Genomic DNA, 21,584 nt, shown 5'->3' on the forward strand with positions numbered 1-21,584 from the left:
GACGACCGTACACTGCGCGGTCGTGCCCGCGGCTGCCTACCACTCCGGTGACCGTACCCACCGGCTGTACGACTGCGGCCCGGCCCACCGGAGGTGAACCGGGCCGCAGCCCCCGGGAGCCGAGCCACGCGGGGTGGTTACGGTCGCCTGTTCCACTCGGCGATCACGGGCCGGCCGTGCTCGGTGGACAGCCGGCTGACGGTGCCGGTGGCCAGCTGGAACAGCCGGCCCTCGGCGGGCGGAAGGCCCAGCCGGCGGGCGGCGAGCACCCGCAGGAAGTGGGCGTGGGCGACGAGGACGACGTCCCCGGCGTCCCCGGCGAGCGCGGCGTCGACGCGGTCCAGGACCCGGTCGGCGCGCGCCCCGACCTCCCGCGGTGACTCGCCCGGATGCCCCTCGGGACCGGGCGGTACCCCGTCGGTCCACAGGTCCCAGGCGGGGCGCGTGCGGTGGATGTCGACCGTGGTGACGCCCTCGTAGCCGCCGTAGTCCCACTCGTGCAGATCGGGGTCGGGCACGACCCCGATCAGGCCCGCCAGTTCGGCGGTGCGCATGGCGCGGCCCAGCGGGCTGGCCAGCGCCAGGGCGTACGTCCGCCCGGTGAGGATCGGGGCGAGGGACTTGGCCTGTTCCTCGCCCAGTTCGGTCAGGGGCAGGTCGGTCCAGCTCGTGTGCTGTCCCGACCGGCTCCACTCCGTCTCACCGTGGCGGACCAGCAGGAGGTCCCCCACGGTGGTTCAGTCCTTCTTCTCGACCGCGTGGCCGCCGAACTGGTTGCGCAGCGCGGCGATCATCTTCATCTGCGGGGAGTCGTCCTGGCGCGAGGCGAACCGGGCGAACAGGGACGCCGTGATCGCGGGCAGCGGGACGGCGTTGTCGATGGCCGCCTCGACCGTCCAGCGGCCTTCGCCCGAGTCCTCCGCGTAGCCGCGCAGCTTCTGAAGGTGCTCGTCCTCGTCCAGGGCGTTGACGGCGAGGTCCAGCAGCCAGGAGCGGATGACGGTGCCCTCCTGCCAGGAGCGGAACACCTCGCGGACGTTCTCCACGGAGTGCACCTTCTCCAGCAGCTCCCAGCCCTCGGCGTAGGCCTGCATCATGGCGTACTCGATGCCGTTGTGGACCATCTTCGAGAAGTGCCCGGCGCCGACCCGGCCCGCGTGGACGTAGCCGTACGGGCCCTCCGGCTTGAGCGCCTCGAAGATCGGCTTCAGCGGCTCCACGTGCTCCTTGTCGCCGCCGACCATGAGCGCGTAACCGTTTTCCAGGCCCCACACACCGCCGGAGACACCGGCGTCGACGAAGCCGATGCCCTTGATGCCGAGCGCGGCGGCGTGCTTCTCGTCGTCCGTCCAGCGGGAGTTGCCGCCGTCGATGACCGTGTCGCCGGGCTGCAGCAGGTCGCCGAGTTCGTCGATGACGGTCTGGGTGGCGGTGCCGGCCGGGACCATCACCCACACATGGCGGGGCGCGTCCAGCTTCTCGACCAGCTCTTCGAGGGACTTGACGTCCGAGACGTCGGGGTTGCGGTCGTAGCCGATGACGGTGTGGCCGGCGCGGCGGATCCGCTCGCGCATGTTGCCGCCCATCTTGCCGAGACCGATGAGACCGAGCTGCATGATCAGTTCTCCGATGCGTTCTTGAGAGTGCGGTAGGCGGCGACCAGGGCCTTCGAGGAGGGGTCGAGACCGGGCACGAGAGCGCCCTCGGTCAGGGCGGGCTCGACCCGCTTGGCGAGGACCTTGCCCAGCTCGACACCCCACTGGTCGAAGGAGTCGATGTTCCACACCGCGCCCTGCACGAACACCTTGTGCTCGTAGAGGGCGATCAGCTGGCCGAGCACCGACGGGGTCAGCTCGGTCGCCAGGATCGTGGTGGTGGGGTGGTCGCCGTGGAAGGTGCGGTGCGCCACCTGCTCCTCGGGCACGCCCTCCGCGCGGACCTCCTCGGCGCTCTTGCCGAAGGCGAGGGCCTGGGTCTGGGCGAAGAAGTTGGCCATCAACAGGTCGTGCTGCGCCTTGAGTTCACCGCTCAGCTCGCCGACCGGGCGGGCGAAGCCGATGAAGTCCGCGGGGATCAGCCTGGTGCCCTGGTGGATCAACTGGTAGTAGGCGTGCTGGCCGTTGGTGCCCGGCGTGCCCCAGACCACCGGCCCGGTCTGCCACTGAACGGGCCTGCCGTCGCGCTGCACCGACTTGCCGTTGGACTCCATGTCCAGCTGCTGGAGGTAGGCGGTGAACTTCGACAGGTAGTGGCTGTACGGCAGCACCGCGTGCGACTGGGCGTCGTGGAAGTTGCCGTACCAGATGCCCAGCAGGCCCAGCAGCAGCGGGGCGTTGGCCTCGGCGGGCGCGGTGCGGAAGTGCTCGTCGACCAGGCGGAAGCCGTCGAGCATCTCGCGGAAGCGGTCCGGTCCGATGGCGATCATCAGGGACAGGCCGATCGCGGAGTCGTACGAGTAGCGGCCGCCGACCCAGTCCCAGAACTCGAACATGTTGTCCGGGTCGATGCCGAACTCGGTGACCTTCGCCGCGTTCGTGGACAGCGCCACGAAGTGCTTCGCCACGGCCTTCTCGTCGCCGTCGAAGGCGTTCAGCAGCCACGAGCGGGCCGAGGTGGCGTTGGTGATCGTCTCGATCGTGGTGAACGTCTTGGACGCCACGATGAACAGCGTCTCGGCCGGGTCCAGGTCACGGGTCGCCTCGTGCAGGTCGGCGCCGTCCACGTTGGACACGAACCGCAGGGTCAACTCCCGCGCGGTGTACGGTCGCAGCGCCTCGTAGGCCATCGCCGGTCCGAGGTCGGAGCCGCCGATGCCGATGTTGACGACGTTCCTGATCCGCTTGCCGGTGTGGCCGGTCCACTCGCCCGAGCGGACCCTGTCGGCGAAGGCGGCCATCTTGTCGAGGACGGCGTGCACCTTCGGCACGACGTTCTCGCCGTCGACCTCGACGACCGCGTCGCGCGGGGCGCGCAGCGCGGTGTGCAGCACGGCCCGGTCCTCGGTGACGTTGATCCGCTCGCCCCGGAACATGGCGTCGCGCAGGCCGGACACGTCGGCGGCGGTGGCGAGTTCCTGCAGCAGGGCGAGGGTCTCGTCGGTGATCAGGTGCTTGCTGTAGTCGATGTACAGGTCGCCGACCCGTACGACGTAGCGTTCGGCGCGGCCGGGGTCCTGCGCGAACAGCTCGCGCAGGTGCGGCCGGCCCTCGGCGCGGTGGTCGGCGAGGGCCGTCCACTCGGGCCGGTGGGTGAGCTTCGGAAACTCAGGTGCTGCCATGTCAGGCGTTCTCCCTGGTGGCCTCGCCCTTCAGGGCGATGGCGTACATCTCGTCGGCGTCGAGGCGGCGCAGCTCCTCGGCGATGAGTTCGGAGGTGGGGCGGACCTTCAGCGCGAGGGTGCGCGGCGGCTGGTGCGGCAGCGTCAGCGTCGCGAGCGGCCCCTCGGGCCGGTCGACGACGATCTCGCCGTTCGCGGTCCCGAGGCGTACGGCGGTCACGACCGGGCCGGCGGTGATCACGCGGTCCACGGTCACGTTCAGCCGGACCTCCAGCCAGCGCGAGAGCAGCTCGGCGCTGGGGTTGTCGGCCTCGGCCTCGACGGCCGCCGAGGTCACCTTGGTGCGGGCCTGGTCCAGCGCGGCGGCCAGCATCGAGCGCCACAGCGTGAGCCGGGTCCAGGCGAGGTCGGTGTCGCCGGGGGCGTAGTTGCGGGCGCGGGTCGCGAGGACCTCCATCGGCTTGAGGGCCGCGTACAGGTCGGTGATCCGGCGCTGGGCGAGCGCGCCGAGCGGGTCCGTCGACGGGGCGTCGGGAGCGTCCACGGGCCACCACACCACGACGGGCGCGTCCGGCAGCAGCAGCGGCAGGACGACCGAGTCGGCGTGGTCGGACACCTCGCCGTAGGTGCGCAGCACGACCGTCTCGCCGGTACCGGCCTCGGAGCCGACCCGGACCTCGGCGTCGAGCCGGGAGTTGGTGCGGTCGCGCAGGGTGCGCACATGCCGCTTGATGACGACCAGCGTCCGCATGGGGTGCTCGTGCGAGGCGTCCTCGGCGGCCTTGATCGAGTCGTAGGCGTTCTCCTCGTCCGTGACGATCACCATCGTCAGGACCATGCCCACGGCCGGGGTGCCGATGGCGCGGCGGCCCTGCACCAACGCCTTGTTGATCTTGCTTGCCGTGGTGTCGGTCAGGTCGATCTTCATGGCCTGCGCCAGCTCCGTCCGTCTCGTGCGAGCATCTCGTCCGCTTCCTCGGGTCCCCAGCTGCCCGACGCGTACCGCGCCGGCCTGCCGTGCGCCGCCCAGTACTCCTCGATCGGGTCGAGGATCTTCCAGGACTCTTCCACTTCCTGGTGACGGGGGAACAGGTTCGCGTCGCCGAGGAGCACGTCCAGGATGAGCCGCTCGTACGCCTCCGGGCTGGACTCGGTGAACGACTCGCCGTAGGCGAAGTCCATCGACACGTCCCGGATCTCCATCGACGTGCCCGGCACCTTCGAGCCGAAGCGGACCGTCATGCCCTCGTCGGGCTGGACGCGGATCACGATCGCGTTCTGCCCCAGCTCCTCCGTCGCCGTGGAGTCGAACGGGGAGTGCGGGGCCCGCTTGAAGACCACCGCGATCTCGGTGACCCGGCGGCCCAGCCGCTTGCCGGTGCGCAGGTAGAACGGCACGCCCGCCCAGCGGCGGTTGTCGATGCCCAGCTTGATCGCGGCGAACGTGTCGGTCTTCGACTTCGGGTCGATGCCGTCCTCTTCGAGGTAGCCGACGACCTTCTCGCCGCCCTGCCAGCCGCCGGCGTACTGGGCGCGCACGGTGTGCCTGCCCAGGTCCTCCGGGAGCCGCACCGACTTGAGCACCTTCAGCTTCTCGGTGAGCAGCGCCTCCGCGTCGAACGCGATCGGCTCCTCCATCGCCGTGAGGGCCATGAGCTGGAGCAGGTGGTTCTGGATGACGTCACGGGCGGCGCCGATGCCGTCGTAGTAGCCGGCGCGGCCGCCGATGCCGATGTCCTCGGCCATGGTGATCTGCACGTGGTCCACGTACGACCGGTTCCAGATCGGCTCGTACATCTGGTTGGCGAAGCGCAGCGCCAGGATGTTCTGGACGGTCTCCTTGCCCAGGTAGTGGTCGATGCGGAAGACCTGGTCCGGCTCGAAGACGCCGTGCACGATCGCGTTCAGCTCGCGGGCGCTCGCGAGGTCGTGGCCGAACGGCTTCTCGATGACCGCGCGCCGCCAGGAACCCTCGGTCGGGGAGGCCAGGCCGTGCTTCTTCAGCTGCTGCACGACCTTCGGGAAGAACTTCGGCGGCACCGAGAGGTAGAAGGCGAAGTTGCCGCCGGTGCCGCGGGAGGCGTCCAGCTCCTCGACCGCGTCCTTCAGCTGCTTGAAGGCGGTGTCGTCGTCGAAGTCGCCGGGGATGAACCGCATGCCCTCGGCGAGCTGCTGCCACACCTCCTCGCGGAACGGCGTGCGGGCGTGCTCGCGCACCGAGTCGTGCACGACCTGTGCGAAGTCCTGGTCCTCCCACTCCCGGCGGGCGAAGCCCACCAGCGAGAAGCCCGGCGGCAGCAGACCGCGGTTGGCCAGGTCGTACACGGCCGGCATCAGCTTCTTGCGGGACAGGTCACCGGTCACCCCGAAGATGACCAGGCCGGACGGACCGGCGATGCGGGGCAGCCGGCGGTCGCGGGCGTCGCGGAGCGGGTTGACCCAGTCGGCGGCCGGGCCCACCGGCACGGTCACCTCCGCCGGCGCCGCCGGTTCCTTCACCGGTGCCTCGGCCTTGGCGGGTGCCTTCCCGGCGGCCGGGGCGGCGGGTGCGTTCTGCGTCATCGGGCGTCAACTCCCTTGCTCTTCAGGGACGTCGCGACGGCACCCAGCAGGTCCTGCCAGGCCGTCTCGAACTTGGCGACGCCCTCGTCCTCCAGCTGCTGGACGACCTCGTCGTAGGAGATCCCGAGCGACTCCACGGCGGCCAGGTCGGCGCGGGCCCGCGAGTAGCCGCCGGTCACCGTGTCGCCGGTGATCTCGCCGTGGTCGGCCACCGCGTTCAAAGTGCCCTCCGGCATGGTGTTGACGGTGCCCGGAGCGACCAGCTCGTCCACGTACAGGGTGTCCTTGTACGCGGGGTCCTTCACCCCGGTGGACGCCCACAGCGGGCGCTGCCTGTTCGCCTTCTCGCCGGCGAGCGCCAGCCAGCGCTCGGAGGCGAAGACCTCCTCGTAGGCCTCGTAGGCGAGCCGGGCGTTGGCGAGGGCCGCGCGGCCCTTGAGGGCGAGGGCCTCCTCGGTGCCGAGGGCGGTCAGCCGCTTGTCGATCTCGGAGTCGACGCGGGAGACGAAGAACGACGCCACCGAGTGGATGCCGGCCAGGTCGATGCCACGCTCGCGGGCCTTCTCCAGGCCGGCCAGGTAGGCGTCCATGACCGCGCGGTAGCGCTCCAGGGAGAAGATCAGGGTCACGTTGACGCTGATGCCGAGCCCGATGACCTCGGTGATGGCCGGCAGACCCGCCGTGGTCGCCGGGATCTTGATCATCACGTTGGGGCGGTCGACCAGCCAGGCCAGCTGCTTGGCCTCGGCGATCGTAGCCTCGGTCCGATGGGCGAGGCGCGGGTCGACCTCGATGGAGACGCGGCCGTCGCGTCCCTCGGAGGCGGTGTACACGGGGTGCAGTATGTCGGCGGCGGCGCGCACGTCGGCGGTCGTCATCATCCGCACTGCCTCGTCCACCGTCACCCCGCGCACGGCGAGGTCCGTGAGCTGCTCCTCGTAGCCCTCACCGGAGCCGATGGCGGCCTGGAAGATCGACGGGTTGGTGGTGACGCCGACGACGTTCTTGTTCTCGATCAGTTCCGCCAGGTTCCCCGAGGCGATCCGCTTGCGCGACAGGTCGTCCAGCCAGATGGAGACCCCTTCGTCGGCGAGGCGCTTGAGGGCTCCGGCGGTGGCGATTGCTTCGGTCACGTCAGTCATCTTTCTTGTCTCGTCGTCGCGTTGTCTTCTCGCGGACGTATATCGCGGATGGGTGTCCCGGGTCAGGCGCGCGCGGCGGCGAGGGACTCGCGGGCCGCGGCGGCGACGTTCTCGGGGGTGAAGCCGAACTCGGCGAACAGGGTCTTCGCGTCGGCGGAGGCGCCGAAGTGCTCCAGCGAGACGATCCGGCCGGCGTCGCCGACGTAGCGGTACCAGGTCAGCCCGATCCCCGCCTCGACGGCGACGCGCGCCTTGACGGCCGGCGGCAGCACCGCGTCCCTGTAGGCCCGGTCCTGCTCCTCGAACCACTCCACGGACGGCATCGACACCACGCGTGTGCCGATCCCCTCCGCCTCCAGCGCCTCCCGCGCGGCCACGGCCAGCTGCACCTCGGAACCCGTCGCGATGATGATCACCTCCGGGACCTCGGTCGAGGACTCGCGCAGCACGTAGCCGCCCTTGGCCGCGTCCTCGTTCGGCGCGTACACCGGCACGCCCTGGCGGGTGAGCGCGAGCCCGTGCGGAGCGGGGCTGGTGGCGTGCCTCTTCAGGATCTCGGCCCAGGCGACCGCGGTCTCGTTGGCGTCCGCCGGGCGGACGACGTTCAGGCCCGGAATGGCGCGCAGGGAGGCCAGGTGCTCGACCGGCTGGTGCGTCGGGCCGTCCTCGCCGAGGCCGATGGAGTCGTGCGTCCACACGTACGTCACCGGCAGCTGCATCAGCGCCGCCATGCGCACCGCGTTGCGCATGTAGTCGGAGAACACCAGGAAGGTGCCGCCGTAGATCCGGGTGTTGCCGTGCAGGGCGATGCCGTTCATCTCCGCGGCCATGGAGAACTCGCGGATGCCGAAGTGGACGGTACGGCCGTACGGGTCGGCCTCGGGCAGCGGGTTGCCCGTCGGCAGGAAGGAGCTGGTCTTGTCGATGGTGGTGTTGTTGGAGCCGGCGAGGTCGGCAGAGCCGCCCCACAGCTCGGGGAGCACCGGGCCGAGCGCCTGCAGCACCTTGCCGGAGGCGGCGCGGGTGGCGACGGACTTGCCCTCCTCGAACACCGGCAGCGCGTCCTGCCAGCCGGCGGGCAGCTCGCCCTTGCCGACCCGGTCGAACAGCGCCGCCCGCTCCGGCTGGGCCGCGCGCCACTCGGCGATCCGCTTGTCCCAGGCCGCGTGCGCCTCGGCGCCCCGGTCCAGGGCCCCGCGGGTGTGCCGGAGGACGTCGCCCGGGACCTCGAAGGTCTGCTCCGGGTCGAAGCCGAGCAGGCGCTTGGTGGCCGCGATCTCCTCCTCGCCGAGCGCGGAGCCGTGGGAGGCCTCGGTGCCCCGGGCGTTGGGGGCGGGCCAGGCGATGACCGTGCGCATCGCGATGATCGAGGGCCGCTCGGTCTCGGCCTGCGCGGCCTTCAGCGCCCGGTACAGCGCCTCCGGGTCGACGTCGCCCTCGGCGGTCGGCTCGATGCGCTGGGTGTGCCAGCCGTAGGCCTCGTAGCGTCCGAGGACGTCCTCGGAGAAGGCGGTGGCGGTGTCGCCCTCGATGGAGATGTGGTTGTCGTCGTAGAGGAAGACCAGGTTGCCGAGCTTCTGGTGGCCGGCGAGCGAGGATGCCTCGGCGGAGACGCCCTCCTCCAGGTCGCCGTCGGAGACGATCGCCCAGATCGTGTGGTCGAAGGGGGAGGTGGCCTCGGGGGCCTCGGGGTCGAACAGGCCGCGCTCGTAGCGGGCCGCCATCGCCATGCCGACGGCGTTGGCGACGCCCTGGCCGAGCGGGCCGGTGGTGGTCTCGACGCCGGCGGTGTGGCCGTACTCCGGGTGGCCGGGGGTCTTCGAGCCCTGGGTCCGGAAGGCCTTCAGGTCGTCCAGCTCCAGCTCGTACCCGGCGAGGAACAGCTGCGTGTACAGGGTCAGCGAGGTGTGACCGGGCGAGAGGACGAAACGGTCACGGCCCGCCCACTCCGGGTCGGCGGGGTCATGACGCATCACCTTCTGAAAGATCGTGTACGCGGCCGGCGCCAGGCTCATCGCCGTGCCCGGGTGTCCGTTGCCGACCTTCTGCACCGCGTCGGCCGCCAGCAGACGGGCCGTGTCGACGGCGCGCCGGTCGAGGTCGGTCCACTCGAAGCTGTCGGAAGTCTGCGTGGTCATCTTCAAGAAGTCCTCGTTCAGTGCGGGATCGCTGGCCTGACGTGTTCAAACTTAAAAGTCTGACTTTTTCGGCGGAAGGTCGGGGTGTGTCAGTCTGTGGTGAATCTGGGACAGCGATCACGGAACATGGACGGCGCGAAGAGGACATGGCTGACAGAACGCCACAAGCTGACGACAGTGCTACGGACGGCGACGGAATCAGAACCTTCCCCTTCCCGACCGAGCTGGCCGTCGGCCGCGTCGGCATGCAGGTCGGTCCCATGGGCACCGGCCGCACCTGGCACGCCGACGCCCCGCTGGAACGCGTCCACCGCATCGACTTCCACGTCGTGATGCTCTTCACCGAGGGCCCCGTACGGCACATGATCGACTTCGCCGAGTACGAGGCCTCGGCCGGCGACCTGCTGTGGATCCGCCCCGGACAGGTCCACCGTTTCTCCCGGGAGAGCGCGTACCACGGAACCGTCCTGACCATGCAGCCCGGCTTCCTGCCGCGGGCCACCGTCGAGGCCACCGGCCTGTACCGCTACGACCTGCCGCCGCTGCTGCATCCCGACCCGGCGCAGCTCGCCGCCCTCCAGGCCGCCCTCGACCAGCTGCGGCGTGAATACGAGGACACCGCCACCCTCCCGCTCAGCCTGCACACCGCCGTCCTCAGGCACACCCTCACCGCGTTCCTGCTCCGTCTCGCCCACCTCGCGGCCAGCTCCGCCGAGGCCTCCCGGCAACAGACGGACAGCACCTTCACCCGGTTCCGGGACGCCGTCGAGGAGGGCTTCGCCACCAACCACAGCGTCAGCGCCTACGCCGACGCGCTCGGCTACTCCCGCCGCACCCTCGTACGCGCCGTCCGCGCGGCCACCGGCGAGACGCCGAAGGGATTCATCGACAAACGCGTGATCCTGGAGGCCAAGCGCCTCCTCGCCCACACCGACCTGCCGATCGGGCGCGTGGGTGCGGCGGTCGGCTTCCCGGACGCGGCGAACTTCTCCAAGTTCTTCCAGCTGCACACCGGACGGACGCCGGTGGCGTTCCGGACGGAGCTGCGCTGAGCGGCGCCGGCCGGCGGCGGACGAAGGCGAAGGGGGCTCCACGCGTGTGCGTGGAGCCCCGGACCGCCAGGAACGCCGTCAGTGCCCGAAGTCGAACCAGTTCACGTTCACGAAGTCCGCCGGCTGACCGCTCGAGAAGGTCAGGTACACGTCGTGGGTGCCGGTCACGGAGCTGATGTTGGCGGGGATCGTCTGCCAGGACTGCCAGCCGCCGGTGTTGCCCACCGCGAAGCTGCCGATCGGTGCGCTCGTGGGGCTGTCGAGCCGCACCTGCACCAGACCGCTGACACCGCTCGCGGCGCCGCTGGCGACCCGGCCGTAGAACTGCGTGGCCGGCGTGGAGCCGAAGTTCACGCCCTTGTACAACGCCCAGTCGCCGTTCGCGATGTACCCGATGTCCTGCCCGCCGCCGGTGTCGGTCGTCGTCTCGGTGCCGATGCCGGACTGGCCGTCGTAGGACTCGGCCTGGATCGGGCTGTAGGCGTCCCGGTTGCCGGACGGCGGGGGAGTGGTGCCGCCCGAGCCGGACTGGAGCACCTGCACGTAGTCCACGACCATCGGGTGGTCCGGCTCGGTGGCGCTGGTCGGGCCGCCGCCGAACGCCCCCGGGAAGCCGCCGCCCATGGCCACGTTCAGGATCACGAAGAAGCCGTGGTTCGTGGCATTGGCCCAGGTCGTCGCGTCCATCTGGTTCGCCGTGACGGTCTGGTAGTTGACGCCGTCGACGTAGAAGCGGATCGCCTCGGGAGCCACCGAGCGGTCCCACTCCATCGTGTAGGTGTGGAAGCCCGACTGGCAGGTGGTGTTCGGGCAGGCGGTGGAGTTGCCGAGGCCGGTGGTCTCGTTGCACGGGCCGCCGGGGTTGGTGCCGCAGTGCATCGTGGCCCACGTCTTGTTCAGGCCGTTGACGTTCTCCATGATGTCCAGCTCGCCGACGCTCGGCCAGTTCTGGTAGTTCCCGCGGTACGGCGCGCCCAGCATCCAGAACGCGGGCCAGTAACCGGCGGCCGCGTTCCCGGTCACGTTCGGCATCTGGATCCGGGCCTCCACGCGCAGCTTGCCGCCGGCCGGGGGCTGGAAGTCGGTGCGGGTGGTCTCGATCCGGCCGGAGGTCCAGTTGCCGGAGGCGTCGCGGCGCGGGGTGATCAGCAGGTCGCCGTTGCCGTCGAGGGAGACGTTGTTCGTGCTCGACGTCATCGACTCGACCTCGCCGGTGCCCCAGTTGGCGGCACCGCCCGGGTACGAAGTGCCGGTGTCGTACTGCCAGTTGGAGCTGTTCACGGCGGAGCCGGCCGGTCCGTTGAAGTCGTCCAGGAAGACCTGGGTCCAGCCCGACGGGGGCGCGGGCGCGGTGGCGTTCGCCGGCGTGGTCGCGGCCGTGGCGGCGGCCGCCGCCAGACCGAGCGTCGTGACGACCGCGAGGAGTGCGCGCCGCAGGGGACGGGGGCGCGGGGCGCGCGGTCTGGGTATGCCGGAGGGTGCGCTCATGGGGGACCTCTCGGAGTACGGGGAGTGCGGGGCGGTGTGAGAGCCCTCCCATCCGTGGCCGGTTGAGAGCGCTCTCACGGTGCCGCCAATGTGCTCCCCGCCCCCGCGGCCGTCAAGCCTTGAAACAGGGAAAGTCCCCCAGCGGCGGGGGAGTTCACGGGGTGAAGCCACCCGTACCCGCTCAGACCGCGCTGCCCGCCTTCGGCCGGCGCCCGCGAGCGTCGAGCCGTCGTCACGGGTGCCCCGCACGGCCACCGGCGTGCCGCTGCCGGCCGCCACCTCGACCGGGCTGGTGAAGAGCTGCCTGCTTGGCGCCGGGGTGGGGGTGGGCGGTGTGGGTGTTGGTGTGGCTGGGGCGGGGCGTCGGTGAGGGATGTCGGAGTGGCCGGGAGCGGTGGTGACGGCGAGGGCGTCGGCGTGCAGGGGGTGGGCGTCGGCGTGCACGGGGTGGGCGTGCGTGCAGTGCCGGGGCTGCTGGGGGCTGGGTTGGTGGTGCTTGTGCGGTGCGGGTGTCGCCGGGGTGGCCTGCCGTGCCGGGGTCGTTGGGGTGGTGGCCGTTGTGCTGGGGTCGGCGGGTTGGTGGTGCTTGCGGTGCGGGTGTCGGTGGGGTGGTGCGTGCCGTCGCCGGGGCTGCTGGGGTTGTGGTGCCCGTCGTGCCGGGGCCGCGGTGGCCGTGGCGGCTTTTGCCGGATTGCGTCCGAAGGGGCCGCCGCCGCTGGCCCGGCACCGAACACGGCGAACGGTCCGCCCGGGAGCACGTCCGCGGCTGCCGCCCCGGCCGGTTCCCTGGTGCCCTAGACCCACGCCGCGCCATCCTCCGTGTCCGTGTCCGCGTCCGCCACTGCGCGGGCAGCTCGCGCCCCGCTTCTGGGTGTGCCCGTGGAGCAAGGGGTGCCGCCGGAGATTCCGGCGGGGACGCCCTCCTGGGGCGCCCGCGGTCGTTGTCAGGAGGGGCAGGCGGGGCGGGACGGGTCGGGTCCGCGTGCACCGCGAGCCGGCCGCCAGCCCAGGGCCCGGGAGATCCCGAGGCCCGCCAGCCGGACCGCCGGGGCCAGCGCCGGCACCTGGGCACCCTCGTGGGGCACCACCACCGACACCGCCGCGACCACCTCCCCGTCCGGGCCGCGTACGGCCGCCGCCACCGACAGCGCGTCCTCCGTCACCTGACGCTCGCTGACCGCCACCCCCGAGCGGCGCACCTCGGCGAGCGTGCGCCGCAGCCGCACCGGATCGGTGAGCGTGTACGGGGTGAAGGAGGCGAGCGGCCCGGCGCAGTACTCCTCCTGCAGGGCCGGCCCGGCGTGGGCGAGCAGCACCAGGCCGACGCCCGTGGCGTGCAGCGGCCAGCGGGCACCGACGCGGATGTGCACGCCCACCGCAGAGCGGCCCGACAGCCACTCGACGTAGACGACCTCCGCGCCGTCCCGCACCGCCAGCTGCACGTTCTCGTGCGTCGCCTCGTACAGGTCCTCCAGATACGGCAGCGCGAGCTGGCGCAGGCCGAGGCCGCGGGGGGCGAGCGCGGCCACCTCCCACAGCCGCAGCCCCACGTGGTAGACCCCGGACGCGTCGCGCTCCAGCGCGCCCCACGCGGTCAGGGCGGCGGCCAGCCGGTGCGCGGTGGTCAGGCTGAGCCCGGCCCGGCGGCTGATGTCGGTCAGCGACAGGGCGGGGTGGCCGTGGTCGAACGCGGCGAGTACGGCCAGCAGCCGGTCGGTAGCGGACCGTTCACCCACCGGCACCCACCTCACCCTGTCGCCGTTCCTCCCGCGCCGCGTCGGCCGGGACCGTTCTCGCCGACCCTACGCGCGACAGGCCGCCGGGTCAGCGGGCGCGGGTGCGGATCCGGTGTCCTCAACGGACGTGGGGTCACCGGCCTGCGGTCACATCCACGAAGACGGGGTTGGAGTAGAACCAGGTGTCGGCCCACGGGTCACCCTCGCCGGGCTCGTGCGGGACCGGCCCGTGCGGGTCCACGGCCGCGCCCAGGTAACCGGTTCCCTGCCGGTTGCCGTCGCTGCCGCGCAGGCGGACGTGGAACGGCTCGTCGCCGGCGGTGAGCGGCACGCGCAGGGTGTAGGTGCCCGTGCGGCCGCCGACGTCCGCGGAGTGCACGACCCTGGTGTCCGGTGCGCGCCAGCTGTCCCGGTCGGTGACCGGGCCGCGCACGGCACCCCGGATCACGTCCACGTGCGCCAACCCGGGCAGGATGCCGTGGGGGTTGGGGCGGGAGGCGGTCGTCACCGTCACGGACAGGGTGATCCGCTCGCCCGCGTGGACGCGCAGCCGCCCGCCGAGCGTGACGCCCGGGCTGCGGTCGTGTTCCCGCCTCAGTCGGACGTCGAGCCCGTCGAGCAGATGGCCGTGGTCGACCCACACCCGCCCCGCGCGCAGGCCCGCCATCACCGCGCGGTAGCCGTAGCGGGTCACGCCGACGTGGGTGCGGCTGAACTCGCCGGGCCAGAAGTCGCTGCCGGGCCGCGCGGTGTCCGTGCGCACCGGGTCGGGCAGCCGGCCGGTGTTGTCGAAGTTCCGGCCGGGCGCCCAGTCGCCGTTCTTCCAGGTGTCGAACACCGTGCGGTGGTTGTCGGAGTTGGACGTGATCGTGAACAGTCCGCCCTCGGCCAGCAGCGCGTCCCACAGCCCGCCGACCGTCGCGGTCGCCCAGTCGAAGCCGCCGTAGGTGAGGTAGGCGCCCGCCGGGTAGCCGGACCACGACTGCGCGGACGGCTTGTTCTCGTACTCGCCCCGGATCGACGTCGGGCCGCGCCGGCCGGGGATCGCCGCGCCCTGGGCGCCGGGTGCGCCCTCCATGCCGACCACGATCTCGGGGGCCGCGTCGCGCCAGGCGCGCAGCTCGTGCGGGGAGTCGATGCCGAGGCGCAACGGGTGGTTGGCGAGCACCAGGACGTCGTCGACGTAGCCCGAACGGCGTTGCTCCGCCAGCCACCGGAGGGCCTTGACGGCGTGGGCCTCGTTGCGGGCGGTGTCCGGGTCGGCGGCGCCGCCCTTGTCGTAGCCGAGCAGCTTGCCGTCGTAGGCCAGCTCGAACCGGGTGAGCAGGTCCACCTCGTGCGGTCCGGGCGCGGCGAACACGGTGGCGTGTTCGGCGGCCGGGATGTACCACTCCAGGCCCTGGAAGATCAGCTGGCGCGGGTTCTCGGCGCGGGCCCTGAGGATCTCCTGGTGCTCCAGCGCGGCGCCGTAGCGGGCGTGCCCGACGTTGGAGTGCTCGTTGAACACCATCCAGTCCAGGCCGTACGTGGCGGCGGCGGTGGCCTGCTGGGAGAAGGTGTACTTGGCGTCGTGGCTGTAGACGGAGTGCACGTGGTGGTCGCCGACCAGGTAGGCGAGGTGGGGATCGGCACCGCCGAGCCGTGCGCCGCCGGCGTCGGCCGCGAGGGCGGGCGCCGCCGCCGGCCCGAGGGTGAAGGCCGCCCCGAACAGGCCTGCGCTTGCGAGGAGTCGGCGTCGGGAAAGGCCCTGGGCGTCCAGCTCGGCGGGTGAGACCGCCGGGTCGGCCCAGACGGGGAGCTGCTGCTCGGTCACGAAGATCCTCGCGGCGGGGGTCGGTGGCTCAGTGGGTCATGAAGGCGGTGACGGGCAGCGCGCGGGCGACGACGCGGACGTCGCCGAGGCGGCCGTGCAGGATCTGGTCGATCTTCCCGGCGTACGTGTAGCCGCCGAGCAGCCACGGCAGCCCGACGGAGGCGATCCCGACGGCCGGCGCCTTCGGGTTGCGGACGACCGGGCAGCCCTGCACATAGAGGGTGGTGTGCCTGCCGTCGTTGACGACCGCGAGGTGCCACCAGGTCTCCAGCGGGGTCTCCTGCCCCCAGTTGGTGGCGATGCCCTCCTGGTTGAGCGGACGCATCGCCCACTGCGGCTCCCGGTCGTTCGACAGCGACAGGGTGGCCAGCGGCTCGTCCGGATCGTCCGCGGTCTTGCCGGCCGCGCCGCCCGTTCCGGTCCGGCTGACGATGCCCGACCAGGCGTGGTGGGCCGGGTCCCAGTCGGCCGGCAGACGGTAGAACGCCTCGATGGTGTAACCGTTTTCGAAGGTGGCCGAGTTGAGCGGCGCGCCGTCGACCGTGCGCAGGTACGCGCCCTTCAGCGGGGCCTTGTAGCCCTGGAACTCCAGGCTGCCGTGGCCGGGTTGGTCGGGGTGGTGGTCGGCGGACCAGCCGAGCGAGCCGCTGCCCACCGTGACCAGGGTGAGGTCGTTGCCCCGGCCGGACAGGTCGCGGACGGTGCCGGAGACCGGTGACTCGAACCGCCAGTAGGCGGCCGTCCCCGGTACCAGCATCGTCGCCGCGGGCCGCGCCGGGCGGGCCGGCACGGGGGCGAAGCCGGAGAAACGGTCGGCGAAGTCGACGCCGGCCGAGAAGCGGTCCGCGTCGCCGCTCAGCTCCATCTCCTGCCGCTCCAGCTCGTTCAGGCCCTTCTTGGCCCGGCCGAGGATCCACGGGGAAACGGTTTCGACGTCGATGACGTTCCGGTCCAGGTCGAAGCGGTAGAGGCGGATCATCGCCGCGCCGCCGAAGTAGCGGTTCTGGTAGTTGGTGAGGTGCAGGTGCACCTCGTTGCCCGCCGCGTTCTTGCGCACCGCCCGCGCGGCCGGCCAGTAGTGCCCGTTCAGGGTCAGGAAGATCTGGTCGTGCTCGGCGATCAGCCGGTCCCACAGCTGCTGCCCGTATGCCGACAACTGGTCGTCGGCCACGACGAGTTCGTGCGTGGTGAGGATGACGGGCGTCTTCGGGTGCCGGGCGAGCACGTCCTTCGCCCACGCGTAGCCCTGTGCCGACAGCCGCCAGTCCAGCGCCAGCACCAGCCACGCGCGTCCAGCCGCCCGGAACCGATGGCAGGTGTTGTACCCGTCCGAGGAGGCCTCCAGGAACGTGGACGTGTTCCTGGGGCGTCGTGGGCCGAAGGTGTCCAGGTACGGCGTCGGGCCGCGCTGGTCGTCCGTGGAGGACCGCACGTCGTGGTTGCCGGCCAGCACGCTGTAGCCGACCCCCTTGCGGTCGAGGATCCCGAACGCCTTGCCGATCGCGGCGAATTCCGCCTCGGCGCCGTTCTGGGTGAGGTCGCCGAGGTGGGACAGGAAGACGATGTTCTCGTCCCTGCCGTGCTCCAGCAGATAGCGCAGCGAGGCCTCCACGGGCGCCGGGTCGATGCTCGGCCCGTCGAAGAGGTACTGGGTCTCGGGCATCACCGCGAGGGTGAATCGACGGCTCTCCGGATCGGGCCGCCGACCGCCCGCCGGTGCCGCGTCGGCGACGGCCGGCACCGCGACCCCGGCCGTGGCCGCGGCACCCAGCAGCGCGGTGGCCCTGAGGAAGCTGCGTCGCCCGGCACCGGCCTGCGCGGCCTCGCCCCGGACGGGGTCATGCGACGTACACACGTGTGCTCCGTAGAGGTCATGAGATGAGTGGGACGCGGGAAGGGGGCGGCTGTCGGCGTCAGAGGGCACGCAGCGCCCGGCCCGGCCGACGACGACTCGTGGACGGCGCCCGACGGGAGGGCGGTGCGGCCGGTTCGGACGGTGCGGCGGTCAGGCGCCGCGGGGCGTCCTGGGCTTGCGCGGCAGCCGGGGGCTGTGCGGCAGCCTCTGGGTGAGCGATGCGCTCGGGTTGTGTGGTGACCTCGGGGTGGGTGGCGTCTTCGGATGGGGTGGCGGTCCTGGGCCGTGGGCTGGGCTCGGGCGGTGCGGCTTGCACCGGCACGGTCGGTCCTGCGGGCCGTGCGGCAGCACCGAGCCGAACGGCGCCGCGGGGTCGTACGGCGCCCTCGGGCGGTGTGGTGTCCTCGCTCTCCGCGGGGCCGGCGGGGGCGGCAGGTGGGGCCGGTGTCGGCAGGCGCAGGCGCGGTGTGCACAGGCGTGTACCGCGCGGTGCCCACGGTGTGTCCGCCGCCGTCGCCAGCCGTAGCGTCAGCCAGGCGTCGTGGCCGTCCCGGGGGAGCGGGAAGGGCAGGGGGACTGCCGCCGTCTCGCCCGGCCGCAGATCCGGCAGTTCGGCCGGAGCGGTCAGGATCCGGCCGTCGGCCCGCACCAGTTCCCAGGTCGCCGTCAGCCCGCCGAGGCCGCGCACATAGTGGTCGTTGGCGAGGACGACGCCCTCGTGCCGGTGGCACCGGACACGGACCGCCGCCGGGTTGTCCTGGTGCTCGTACGGCCCGGCACCCGCGCGCCCGGCCGGTCTTCCGTCGCTCACGCGGTGCACCCTTCCGTGGTCCCGGGACCGCAGGATGAAGCCGCCCTGAAGAGCCGGGGTGGACTCGGTGGCCGCGCAGTGGTCGCCCTGAGTGCCGGCCAAGGCTTGTCGAGGGCGGTGGCCATCAGTAGCTCACCCCCAGGTGCTTGGCGATGCGCCGGCAGGAGTGCATGGCGTCCCTCCAGGCCCGTTCGGGGTCCTTGCTGAGGACGCCGACGCTCTTGATCTCGTCCTTGACGGGCTGGGAAAGCGCGGTGTCGTACGGGCTGTCGTAGGCGACCGGGATCCGCTGCGCGGCCGGTCCGAAGACGTCCGTGGTGATCTGGCCGCCGAAGAACGGATCGGGCTCGCGCAGCGCCTTCATGCCGTACGAGGCCGGGTGGAGGGAAACAGGCCCGCGTCCACGAAGCCCTGCCTGGTTCGCGGCGTCCAGCACCCAGGAGGTGATCCGGAACGCCTCCTCGGGCTCCCGGCAGGCCCTGGTGACGGAGAGGAAGGAGCCGCCGATGTCGGACGGCCCGCCGGGACAGGCGGCCACCCGCCAGCGGCCCTTCGTCCTCGGCACCCCGGTCTTGATGTCGTTGGTCGCCCAGGAGGCGTTCAGCTGGCTCGGCAGCTTGCCGTCCTGTACGGCCGACCACTGGTCGGGGGTGCCGCTGACCAGGTCGGAGACGATCCGCCGCCGCTTGGCCTCCACCGCCCGGTCCCAGGCGGTCCGCACATGCTCCTGGTCCCCGATGAAGTGCCGTTCCCGGTCGACGTACCGCTTCGGGCCCTGCGCTCCGCGAGCGCGCCGAGCGCGGCGACGGCGCTGCCGGTCCGCGTGTAGGCCGTCGCCTCCGTCTCGTTGGGGAGGAAGGCGTGGCACAGCGCGAGCTGGTCGAGCGTGTCCCGCGACCACTGCCGGGTCGGGTCCCAGCCCACGTCGGCGAAGACACGGGTGCCGTGCGCGGCGGCTCTGCCGAGCCACGCGGGCGCCTCGGTCTCCAGATGGACCAGCGCGGAGGGCGGGTCGCCCACCAACTCGTCCTGCGAGTACGGCGGTCCCTGGCCATGGGTGACCAGGGCGCGGTCGGCGCCCGGCGCTCCCGGCTCGCGGTCGGCACCCGGCGTCCCGGGCAGGGCGAGGGCGACGGTGACCGGGGTCGGCCAGCCGGGCGCCGTGCGGGACGGCGTGAGGTCGACGCCCTCCTGTCCGGCCAGCACCTCCCGGCACCAGGCGCCGTAGAAGTCGTCACCGAGCACCGTGGCCAGCGACGTGCGCAGGCCGAACCGGGCGGCGGCGACCGCGAGGTTGGCGACGCCGCCGGGTCCGCACCCCATGCCGGAGGTCCAGATCTCCTCGCCCGGCACCGGCGGTCCCGGCAGCCCCGTGAGGACGAGGTCGTAGAAGAGCAGCCCGGCCAGCAGCACATCGGGCCGTTCGTCGTCCACGGACACGAAGACGTCCTCTCGTCGGAACTCTTCACACCGGTGCACGGAGTCGTGCGCGCCTCCGCAGATTTGCTCGATAGTCGAGCAAAAACGAGCATGATGGTGAGCGGAGATGACGAGTACGGTGCATGCCGTGCTGGTAGAACGACGACATCAACGCATCCTGAGCGCCTTGCGCTCCGGCGGCCCCGCCTCCGTCGCCGAGCTGTCCGAGCAGCTCGGGGCCAGCCCGGCCACCGTCCGGCGTGACCTGGTCAAACTGGAGGAGGGCGGCCTGCTCACCCGCGTCCACGGCGGTGCCGTCGTGGAGGAGGGCGACCAGCCCTTCGCCGAGGTCGCCGAGGTGCGGGTCGCCGAGAAGGACGCCATCGCGGCCCGCGCGGCGGCGATGATCACCGACGGCCAGTCGGTCCTGCTGGACATCGGCACCACCGCCCACCGGCTGGCCCGCCACCTGCACGGCCGCCGCCTCACCGTCATCACCGGCAACCTCGTGGTCTACGAGGAACTGGCCGACGACGAGGACGTCGCGCTGGTGCTGCTCGGCGGCATGGTCCGCCGCGAGTACCGCTCGCTGGTCGGCTTCCTCACCGAGGACAACCTCCGTCAGCTGCACGCCGACTGGCTCTTCCTCGGCACCAGCGGGATCCGGCCCGGCGGGCAGGTGATGGACACGGCGGTGGTCGAGGTGCCGGTCAAGCGGGCCATGATCGCGGCGAGCGACCGGGTCGTCCTGCTCGCGGACGCCGCCAAGTTCCCCGGCACGGGCATGGCGAAGGTCTGCGGATCCGAGGAGCTGGACGTGGTGGTGACGGACGCGCCCGTGGACCCGGCCACCGGGGCCGCCCTGCGGGAAGCCGGAGTCGAGGTGGTCCTGGCGGACGACCGGGGAAGGGTGCAGACGTGAAGCTGACGATCCTGGGCGGCGGCGGATTCCGTGTGCCGCTCGTGTACGGTGCCCTGCTGACCGACCGCGCCGAAGGGCGGGTCACCGACGTGGTACTCCACGACCTGGACGACCGTCGACTGTATGCGGTCTGCCGTGTACTGGAGGAACAGGCCGCCGGCGTCCCCGACGCGCCCCGGGTGACCGCCACCACCGACCTCGACGAGGCCCTCGCCGGCGCCCACTTCGTCTTCTCGGCGATCCGCGTCGGCGGCCTGGAGGGCAGGGCGAACGACGAGCGGGTGGCGCTCGCCGAGGGTGTCCTCGGCCAGGAGACCGTCGGCGCGGGCGGCATCGCCTACGGGCTGCGCACCGTCCCCGTCGCCGTCGACATCGCCCGGCGCGTGGCCCGGCTCGCCCCCGACGCCTGGGTCATCAACTTCACCAACCCGGCCGGACTGGTCACCGAGGCCATGTCCCGGCACCTCGGCGACCGCGTCATCGGCATCTGCGACTCGCCCGTCGGCCTCGGCCGCCGGATCGCCCGTGTCCTCGGCGCCGACCCGAACCAGGCCTTCGTCGACTACGTCGGCCTCAACCACCTCGGCTGGGTGCGGGGCCTGCGCGTCGCCGGACGCGACGAACTCCCGCGCCTGCTCGCCGACCCCGCCCTGCTCGGCTCCTTCGAGGAGGGCAGGCTCTTCGGCACCGACTGGCTCCAGTCGCTCGGCGCGATTCCCAACGAGTACCTGCACTACTACTACTTCAACCGCGAAGCCGTACACGCCTACCGGCAGGCCGGGCGCACCCGGGGCGCCTTCCTGCGCGACCAGCAGGCCCGCTTCTACGCCGAGGCCCTGCGTCCGGACCGCTCCGCCCTGGCCGCGTGGGACCGCACCCGCGCCGAGCGCGAGGCCACCTACATGGCCGAGAACCGGGAGAGCGCCGGGGCCGGCGAACGCGAGGCCGACGACCTGTCCGGCGGTTACGAGAAGGTCGCCCTCGCCCTGATGCGGGCCATCACCCGCGACGAGCGGACCACGCTGATCCTCAACGTGCGCAACGGCCACACGCTGTCGGCGCTCGACGGGGACGCCGTCATCGAGGTCCCCTGCCTGGTCGACGCGAGCGGCGCCCACCCCGTCTCGGTCGCCCCGCTGCCCGGCCACGCCACCGGGCTGGTCTGTTCGGTCAAAGCGGTCGAGCGGGAGGTGCTCGCCGCCGCCGAGTCCGGCTCGCGGCGGACCGCCGTCAAGGCCTTCGCGCTGCATCCGCTGGTCGACTCGGTCAGTGTGGCCCGCAGACTGGTGGACGGCTACGCCGAGGTCCATCCTGGCCTCGCGTACCTTAGGTGAGCAGACTGAGAAAGCGCTTTCCGTCCCTCTGTCCC

General features: G+C 72.1%; 15 protein-coding genes and 2 pseudogenes. 3 read left to right on the top strand and 14 right to left on the bottom strand.

The features are described 5' to 3' along the window. Window positions 1–137: 137 nt before the first annotated feature. The 7 genes from ACZ60X_RS34115 to tkt all read right to left on the bottom strand — a co-directional run bounded on the left by ACZ60X_RS34115 (window position 138) and on the right by tkt (window position 9,119). The gene (locus ACZ60X_RS34115) at window positions 138–731 is read right to left on the bottom strand and encodes a histidine phosphatase family protein (RefSeq protein WP_469606921.1); all 594 of its coding nucleotides are present in this window, start codon (window positions 729–731) and stop codon (window positions 138–140) included. 6 nt (window positions 732–737) lie between these two features. Further along, window positions 738–1,616, bottom strand: a complete 879-nt coding sequence (gnd, locus tag ACZ60X_RS34120) for a phosphogluconate dehydrogenase (NAD(+)-dependent, decarboxylating) (RefSeq protein WP_469606925.1) — start codon at window positions 1,614–1,616, stop codon at window positions 738–740. A gap of 2 nt (window positions 1,617–1,618) precedes the next feature. Continuing rightward, window positions 1,619–3,277, bottom strand: coding sequence for a glucose-6-phosphate isomerase (gene pgi, locus ACZ60X_RS34125; protein WP_469606928.1), 1,659 nt, complete (start codon window positions 3,275–3,277; stop codon window positions 1,619–1,621). A gap of 1 nt (window position 3,278) precedes the next feature. Next, window positions 3,279–4,205 carry a glucose-6-phosphate dehydrogenase assembly protein OpcA gene (opcA, locus tag ACZ60X_RS34130; RefSeq protein ID WP_469606931.1) on the bottom strand — a complete coding sequence of 309 codons (927 nt, stop codon included), beginning with the start codon at window positions 4,203–4,205 and terminating at the stop codon, window positions 3,279–3,281. Next, a complete protein-coding gene (gene zwf / locus ACZ60X_RS34135; RefSeq protein WP_469606933.1) occupies window positions 4,202–5,839 on the bottom strand; it encodes a glucose-6-phosphate dehydrogenase in 1,638 nt (545 codons plus the stop codon). The genes opcA and zwf overlap by 4 nt, the downstream gene beginning before the upstream one ends. Next, a complete protein-coding gene (gene tal / locus ACZ60X_RS34140; RefSeq protein WP_469606936.1) occupies window positions 5,836–6,981 on the bottom strand; it encodes a transaldolase in 1,146 nt (381 codons plus the stop codon). The genes zwf and tal overlap by 4 nt, the downstream gene beginning before the upstream one ends. A 62-nt stretch (window positions 6,982–7,043) precedes the next feature. Further along, window positions 7,044–9,119: a transketolase gene (gene tkt / locus ACZ60X_RS34145; protein ID WP_469606938.1), complete on the bottom strand. Its 2,076-nt coding sequence runs from the start codon at window positions 9,117–9,119 to the stop codon at window positions 7,044–7,046. Between the two features lie 146 nt (window positions 9,120–9,265). Here tkt and ACZ60X_RS34150 point away from each other — a divergent pair, with 146 nt between their 5' ends. Continuing rightward, window positions 9,266–10,171 carry a helix-turn-helix domain-containing protein gene (locus ACZ60X_RS34150; RefSeq protein ID WP_469606941.1) on the top strand — a complete coding sequence of 302 codons (906 nt, stop codon included), beginning with the start codon at window positions 9,266–9,268 and terminating at the stop codon, window positions 10,169–10,171. Between the two features lie 78 nt (window positions 10,172–10,249). On the opposite strand, the gene ACZ60X_RS34155 is transcribed toward ACZ60X_RS34150, so the two are convergent. From ACZ60X_RS34155 to ACZ60X_RS34185, 7 genes and pseudogenes are all read right to left on the bottom strand, one after another. Further along, window positions 10,250–11,659 (bottom strand): glycoside hydrolase family 16 protein, encoded by a 1,410-nt coding sequence (locus ACZ60X_RS34155; RefSeq protein ID WP_469606944.1) that lies wholly within the window; start codon window positions 11,657–11,659, stop codon window positions 10,250–10,252. A 944-nt stretch (window positions 11,660–12,603) separates the two neighbouring features. Continuing rightward, complete coding sequence (locus ACZ60X_RS34160; protein ID WP_469606948.1) at window positions 12,604–13,395, bottom strand: IclR family transcriptional regulator; 792 nt, start codon at window positions 13,393–13,395, stop codon at window positions 12,604–12,606. Between the two features lie 133 nt (window positions 13,396–13,528). Beyond that, window positions 13,529–15,208: a histidinol-phosphatase gene (locus ACZ60X_RS34165; RefSeq protein ID WP_469606950.1), complete on the bottom strand. Its 1,680-nt coding sequence runs from the start codon at window positions 15,206–15,208 to the stop codon at window positions 13,529–13,531. 28 nt (window positions 15,209–15,236) lie between these two features. Next, entirely contained in the window at window positions 15,237–17,063 is a 1,827-nt protein-coding gene (locus ACZ60X_RS34170; protein WP_469606953.1) for a LamG-like jellyroll fold domain-containing protein, read from the bottom strand. Window positions 17,064–17,121: 58 nt separating this feature from the next. Continuing rightward, on the bottom strand, window positions 17,122–17,874 hold the full coding sequence (locus tag ACZ60X_RS34175) for a DUF4981 domain-containing protein (RefSeq protein WP_469606956.1): 753 nt from the start codon (window positions 17,872–17,874) through the stop codon (window positions 17,122–17,124). 124 nt (window positions 17,875–17,998) lie between these two features. After that, window positions 17,999–18,652 (bottom strand): annotated as a pseudogene (locus ACZ60X_RS34180) (extracellular solute-binding protein); the annotation flags it as partial. 2 nt (window positions 18,653–18,654) lie between these two features. Continuing rightward, window positions 18,655–19,308 (bottom strand): annotated as a pseudogene (locus ACZ60X_RS34185) (carbohydrate kinase family protein); the annotation flags it as partial. A gap of 133 nt (window positions 19,309–19,441) precedes the next feature. Here ACZ60X_RS34185 and ACZ60X_RS34190 point away from each other — a divergent pair. Both ACZ60X_RS34190 and ACZ60X_RS34195 read left to right on the top strand, forming a co-directional pair. Beyond that, window positions 19,442–20,215 carry a DeoR/GlpR family DNA-binding transcription regulator gene (locus ACZ60X_RS34190; protein ID WP_469607145.1) on the top strand — a complete coding sequence of 258 codons (774 nt, stop codon included), beginning with the start codon at window positions 19,442–19,444 and terminating at the stop codon, window positions 20,213–20,215. Continuing rightward, window positions 20,212–21,549, top strand: coding sequence for a 6-phospho-beta-glucosidase (locus tag ACZ60X_RS34195; protein ID WP_469606958.1), 1,338 nt, complete (start codon window positions 20,212–20,214; stop codon window positions 21,547–21,549). Before ACZ60X_RS34190 ends, ACZ60X_RS34195 begins: the two co-directional genes overlap by 4 nt. Window positions 21,550–21,584 lie beyond the last annotated feature (35 nt).

Source organism: Streptomyces sp. NPDC104106, from assembly GCF_055584345.1.